The organism is Micromonospora solifontis, assembly GCF_003725545.1.
GTDB classification, from domain to species: Bacteria; Actinomycetota; Actinomycetes; order Mycobacteriales; family Micromonosporaceae; genus Micromonospora; species Micromonospora solifontis.
In genome coordinates, this window is the sequence record NZ_RJLN01000044.1 from 37972 (window position 1) to 44389 (window position 6418).

At 69.0% G+C, this 6418-nt stretch carries 5 protein-coding genes; all 5 read right to left on the reverse strand.

All coding sequences use genetic code 11. From position 1 onward, the window contains the following. Nucleotides 1–61: 61 nt before the first annotated feature. The gene (locus tag EFE23_RS16605; protein WP_123241840.1) at nt 62–757 is read right to left on the reverse strand and encodes a thioesterase II family protein; all 696 of its coding nucleotides are present in this window, start codon (nt 755–757) and stop codon (nt 62–64) included. A 20-nt stretch (nt 758–777) separates the two neighbouring features. Then, nucleotides 778–2559 carry an asparagine synthase (glutamine-hydrolyzing) gene (asnB, locus tag EFE23_RS16610; RefSeq protein ID WP_309226206.1) on the reverse strand — a complete coding sequence of 594 codons (1782 nt, stop codon included), beginning with the start codon at nt 2557–2559 and terminating at the stop codon, nt 778–780. Beyond that, on the reverse strand, nt 2552–4270 hold the full coding sequence (locus EFE23_RS16615; RefSeq protein ID WP_123241842.1) for a non-ribosomal peptide synthetase: 1719 nt from the start codon (nt 4268–4270) through the stop codon (nt 2552–2554). Before EFE23_RS16615 ends, asnB begins: the two co-directional genes overlap by 8 nt. 16 nt (nt 4271–4286) lie before the next feature. Further along, a complete protein-coding gene (locus EFE23_RS16620; protein WP_123241843.1) occupies nt 4287–5102 on the reverse strand; it encodes a fumarylacetoacetate hydrolase family protein in 816 nt (271 codons plus the stop codon). Continuing rightward, nucleotides 5099–6418: hydroxymethylglutaryl-CoA lyase-like TIM-barrel protein (locus EFE23_RS16625; protein ID WP_204335578.1), on the reverse strand; the 1320-nt coding region annotated here is incomplete at its 5' end. The genes EFE23_RS16620 and EFE23_RS16625, both read right to left, overlap by 4 nt.

Genomic DNA, 6418 nt, shown 5'->3' on the forward strand with positions numbered 1-6418 from the left:
ATACCATCACCGCGAGAGCGGTCAATCTGTTTCGTCCCGGCCCGTCGAGCGACGCGGCCGGCTATCGGGGAACGGAGACGTCCCACCCGGCGGGTATCTCGTCGCGTAGCCAGGCCAGGAACGCCGCGTTGCTCAACAGGTCGGTGTGACCGCCGGGAAAGACCCGGTGGGCGAAGTCCCCCTGGGTCGCCCGGCCCCACTCGGCGAGACCGGCCGTGGTGGTGAGCGGATCGGTCTCGCCCCGGGCGGCGAGGATCGGGCACCGCAGCGGACCGGACCGAGCGGGGTCGAATTCCCTCAGCAGCGCCAGATCGCTCATGGCGGTGTCGATGATGACCTCCCGCCATTCGCCCGAGGAGTTGAATTCCGGGTTCATCTCGTCGAGGTACGCGGCCAGGTCCGCCCGGCTGCGGGTGACCGATTCGGACACCGAGAACAGGTGGGGCGGCATTGCCCCGACGACCACCACCGCGGTCGGCTCGGTCGCGACCTGCTCCAGCTCGGCGGCCGCGGCGAAGGCCACGTACGCGCCGAAGCTGTGCCCGACGAGCACCGGCCGGGCGGTCCGCCGGTCCAGCACCTGCTCGACGCAGGACCGCACGACCTGGTCGAAGGACGAGGCGGGCCGGCCGAACTCCTTGCCGAACCGGCCTGGATAGCAGACCAGCCAGGCCGACGGCTCGAAGGCGCGCATGAGCGGGCGCAACTCCCCGCCGAAGGAGCCGGCGCCGGGAAGGACGGCGACGTCCGGGCCCATGAAAGCCCTCCTTTCCGGGGTCAGAAACCGAGGCCCAGTTCGTCCATCACCAGCGCGATGCTGATGGCGCTGAGCCGGAAATCCCACTTGTCCGGCCGGTCGGCACGGTTCGTGTCCAGACAGTTCGGCGCGAACAGGCCGGTGGCCGCGACCACCTCACGCCAGCGCGACCAGGTCTGGCCGGTGACCGATGCCAGGTCGGGCGCGGTGAAGCCGTGCTTCCCCCGGCGCATGACCGAGTCCGGAACGACGCCCGCGTAGGCCGCCCGCAGACAGGACTTGCCCTCGAAATTCACGACCTTCGCGTCGTCACCCACCCGCGACGCGGCGGCGACGACCGGGTTGCCGAGGAACGGGTACCGGCCCTCGATCGAGGTCTTCATGAGCATGGAGTCGCCATGGTCGCCCAGCAGGTGGCCGGACAGCTGCACGTAGACGTCGGCGACGGAGCGCAGTTGCATCGGCGACAGGCGGCGGGCCTCCTCGTCGGAGAACGGGATCAGCCTCGACCGCCAGAACTCGTTCCCGATGATCGCCTCGAGGGCGCCCGGCGAGAGATACGCCGTCCGGCGCTGGTCGAGCCGGCGCCAGTCGACCTCCCAGCTGAACTCCGGGTTGCCCCAGGCCTGTTCGTTCTCACCCCGCCCGGAGCGCTTGAACCGGGCCGCGCTGTCGAACGCGTACGAGTCGTAGCCGAAGAACAGTTCGTCGGCGCCCTCGCCGGACACCACGCCCTTGATGCCGTTGGCGCGCACGGCCTCGGCCAGCATCATCGCGGCCACGTTGTAGGTCTCGCGCTGCGGATAGCAGCAGTGGCGGACCATCTCCTCGAACTTCGACAGCACGTCCCGCGGGCCGCACAGGATCTGCTCGTGCTTGCTTCCGACCTTCTCCGCGACCTCGCGCTGGAACCGGCCCTCGTCCAGCGCCGGATCGTCGAAGACGACGGAGAACGTCCGGACCGGGCGGTCGAGGAGGCCGCTGCACTCCAGCACGATGGCGGTGGAGTCGAAGCCACCGCTCAGATAGGCTCCGATCTCCACATCGGCGCGCAGTCGGTCGGAGGTCGACTGCCGCACGCTGTCCCGCAGCTCCTCGCCGGACACCGGCGGCCCGCTCTCCTCGAAATCGCCGTAGCGCCAGTAGCGGACGGTCTCGTGCCCGTCGGCGTCGAACCGGACGGCGCAGCCCGGCGGTACGGCGAGCAGACCGGCCACGAGCGTACGCGGAGCGACGATGTTTCCCAGCGAGAAGTACTGGTCGATCGCGCCGACGTCCACCTTCCAGGCCCGGTCGAGGCACTGCACCAGCGGCTTGATCTCCGAGCAGAAATGCACCCGCGCGCCGTCCGTCACGTAGTACAGCGGGCAGATCCCGAAGCGGTCCCGGGCGAGCAGCAGACGGTTCTCGGCCCGGTCGACGATGACGGTGGCGAACTGGCCGTCCACCAGGGCGAGCCCGTCGATGCCGTAGCGGGCCACGAGTTCCGGGATCACGGCGACGTCGACGCCGTTGTGCCCCAGGTCGGTACCGCACCGCTCGCGGAGCGCCCGGTGGTTGAACACCTCGCCGTTCGTCATCGCGAGATAGCGGCCGCTGCGATCCTCCGCCGGCTGCCACCCGTCCACCAGACCGGTCATGCCGAGGCGGGCGAGCTTGGCCGACACCGTCTCGGTGTTCAGCGAGTAGGTCTCGTCCGGCCCGCGATGGACGATCCGGGAGTGCATGGCAGCGACGACACCCCGATCGAAGCGCGCTGTCGGCGAGTAGGTCCCACAAACCCCGCACACGGCGTCACGCACTCCTCTCGGACAACTCGAGGACGAGAGACCGGAGGTTCTCGGCGCGCAGGACGTCCCGCACGCCGACGTCCATCCAGCCCAGTTCCTTGAGCTTGGTCACCAGGATCACGGTCGACGCCGAGTCGCCTCCGATGTCGAAGAAGTTGTCCTCCAGGCCGGCGTCGGTCGTGCCGGTGAGGCGGCGCGCGAGCTGGAGGATCTGCTCCGCCGCGGGCACCGCGGCGTCGCTGTCCGGCTCGGCGCGGCGGCTGGCCCGCAGGGCATCCCGGTCCACCTTGCCGTTGCGGGTGTACGGCAGCGCGTCGATCTGCTGGATCACCGAGGGAACCTTGTAGCCGTCGAGGACCGACTCCAGATGCCCGCGAACCTCTCGGGCCGTGGCGGCACCGAGGTAGTAGCAGACCAGGGCATCGGCGGAGCCCTGAGCGGAGCCGTCGTGCGACTCGGCGGTGACCACGGCCTCGACGACTCCCGGGCACCGGCAGGCGGCGCTCTCGATCTCGCCCGGGTCGATGCGGTAGCCGCGCACCTTCAACTGCCGGTCGACCCGTTCCAGGAAGTAGAGCCGCCCGTCCCGTTCCTCGACCACGTCGCCGGTCCGGTAGATCCGGGCCCCGCTCCCGTCGAGAAAACGCCGCACGCCCGTTGACGTCAGGTATCCGAGCGCCACACACCCGCCGGTGATCACCAACTCTCCCCGGGTCACGCGGCCGGCGGCGGTCTCCTCCGGCCCCGTCGGCACCGGCTCCAGGTGGAGGGCGCCCTCGCCCACCAGATCCCCGAGCGGTACGCCGTCGGCGCACTCGTCCGGCGTCAGCGGATCGGTGAGGAGATTGCAGATCGTGGTCTCGGTGGTCCCGTAGGCGTTGTGGAACGCCGCCACCTCGGACCATTTCCGCACCACCGCCGGGCGACACGCCCCACCACCGTTGATCACGTGCTGCAGGCTCATCCCGGGTGTCGGCTCGGTCGCCGTCAGCGCGAACGGTGTCGTCTTGAGGTGGGTGATCCGGAAGTCCTCGAGCGTGGCGCCGAGCATGCCGCCCGGTCGGAGCTGCTGCTCCGGGAGGACCACGAGGCAGGCGCCGGCGGTCAGCGTCCAGAGGATCTCCGTGATGCAGCCGTCGAAGGTCAGCCGGGCGAACTGGAGCGTGCGGGAGCGCGTCGTCACCGCCAGCCGCCGCACGTGGTCCTGGATCACCTGCCCCAGCGGGTCGACCCGGACCAGTACGCACTTGGGCTCACCGGTCGAGCCCGACGTGTGGATCGCGTAGGCGATCCGGTCGTCGTCGCCCGGCTCCACGCCGACCAGCCGCGGCTGCTGCTCCTCCGTGGCGCCCCACGGCAGCGTCGAGGCCGCGGCGATCACGGGGACCGGCGACCGGTCCGCCGTGCGGGCCACCACCTTGATGTCGAGCGAGGCGATCTTGCTCGCGTTCTGTGACCTGCTGTCGCGCGGGTCGATGAAGACGAACGGGCAGCCGGCGACCATCGCGCCGGTCATGGCGACGATGGCTGCCGCGGTCCGCGTGGCCTCGATTCCCACGAACTCCCCGGGCTTGGCCGAGGTCTGGAGTTTGGCGGAGAACTCGTCGACGTACTCACCGAACTGCCGATAGGTGATCACCTCGTCGTCGGTGGCGAGGGCGTCGTACGGCGCAAAGTTCAGAATGGCGTTCTCGATCGCCGATACGATGGAACTCTGGGTCATGGTCGATTCCCCGCCCTCATGCCACGGTGTGTGAGAGAGTGCCCACGCCGTCGACGACGGCCTTGATCACATCGCCCGGGGCGATGACCGCCGCTCCCGGCGTGCCGGTGCAGATCACGGTTCCGGCGGCGAGAGTGCGGCCGGCGGTGAAGTACTCGACCAGGTAGCCCAGGTCGTACTTCATCTCGGAGACGGCGGCGGTGGCGACGACCTGACCGTTACGTACCGTCGAGACGCGGATCGCCTGGAGAGCGGCGTCATCGAACTCGTCCAGGGTCACCAGCTGCGGCCCCACGCTGCAGAAGGTGTCGAACCCCTTGGCCCAGGGGATGTAGCGGGGGTTCTCGCGGATCACGTCCTCAGCCGTCATGTCGAGGACGGCGGTGACGCCGGCGATGACCGAACGCCACTCGTCCCGGCGTACGTTCTTGCAGGCTCTGCCGACGATGAGGCCCAACTCGGCTTCCGCGGTCACGCGCTTGCTCTGCGAGGGGAGCGAGATCTGCTGACCATTGCCGATGAGACAACCTCGCGGCCGCAGGTAGGAGCCGGGCCCGGACGCCGGCTGCTCGGTGTTGAGGTCCGCGGAGTGGCCCCGGTAGTTCAGTCCGGCGCCCCAGATGTCGCCGCTGTCGAGGACGGTCGCGGCGTCCTCGAGCGTGCGGCCGCTGGCCCGCGCGGCGCCGATCTGGTCCGCGATCTTCGTTCGGTGGGTCTCCTCCAGCAGGTCGGTCATGAGCATCCCCTGGACGCCGGAGAGCGGCACCCAGCCGCCGTCCCGGGCGGCGAAGATCTGGTAACCGCCCTCGGCGGCGAACCGCGCCAGCCTCATCGGGCACCCCCGGCGACCGAGGCGTCCAGAGACTTCATCTCGGCCTCGAGGGCGGCGACCATCCGGTCGGCTGCCTCGCGGATGTCGTTCCGGTGCACGCTGCACCGGGCGAGTTCGGCCGCCTTCTCCATCAGGGTCGCCGGCTCGAGGCCGTACTCCGCGCAGATCTTCTCGATGAACGGGAAGTAGCCGGAGTGCACCCCGATGACGCCGCCGAGGACCTGCAGGTTCCGGTTCTCCGGAAGCGGTTCGAGGTTGGCCCGGCAGAATCCCGCGATGCGCGCCAGGGCCTGGTAGGAGTATTTGTCCTCGCCCAGCATGCTGATGATGCCGGCCAGCGACTCGGTCTCGGCGTTGCCGGCGCCCCGGCCGATCCCGTCCAGCGTGCCGTCGACGATCGCGGCGCCCGTCTCCAGCGCGGCCATGCTGTTCGCGTTCGCCATTCCGAGGTTGTCGTGACCGTGGAAACCGATCACCGGGCACAGATCCTTCACGACGTTGATGTATTCCTTGACGTCGCCGGGCAGCATCGAGCCGTACGAGTCCACGATGTACAGACCGGCGATTTCCGGCGTGACCTTGCTCAGCAGCTTGGGTATCTCCGCGGCGGGGGTGGCGCTGGACTTCATGAGGTTGAGGTAGACTTGGTCGCAGATCTCGACCGCCTGCTCGATGTAGTCCAGGTTGTCCGGGACCTGGCTGGCCTCCATGCCGATCCGAACGAAGGACATCCCCTGGTCGCACAGGTCGCTCAGGGTGGAGAGGCGGCTGAACTCCGGTTGGGCGAACATGCCCCACGACGACGAGGTCAGATTGGACCGGGCGATCTCGCACCACCGGTCCAGGCTGATGTTGCTGGGCGTGAATCCAGCCCGCTCGGCTTCGTATCCGATACCGTGCCCAATTTCGATCTTTTGGATGGGCGTGTCGTCGAGGCGGCACAGCAGGGACGCGACGAACTTCTCGTCCATCTGGAAGTTCACCGCGTAGGAGCCTTCGCGGAGGGTGGCGTCGAGAACCTCGATGACCGGGGTCTGGAAGGGCGGGACGGGTGGCGCCGACATTGTCAACTCCCGAGCTGCTCGCTTGTGCTGGTTGTCAGTGGAGCGGTTGATTTCAAGGTTTCGGAAACCTGGATCAGCCAGCGCCGCAAACGTAGTGAGGCGCGTCCTCGGACGGTCCTCGGCCTTTCCCCGGGGCCCGCGGGCTCGGCGCCCCTGGAACGCGAAGAGAACGGCTACCACCGAGGACGAGGCCGACCGGCCGGCGAGAAAGAAAAGAGCCCCGGCGGCTTTTGGCGGAGCCGGGACTTGAGT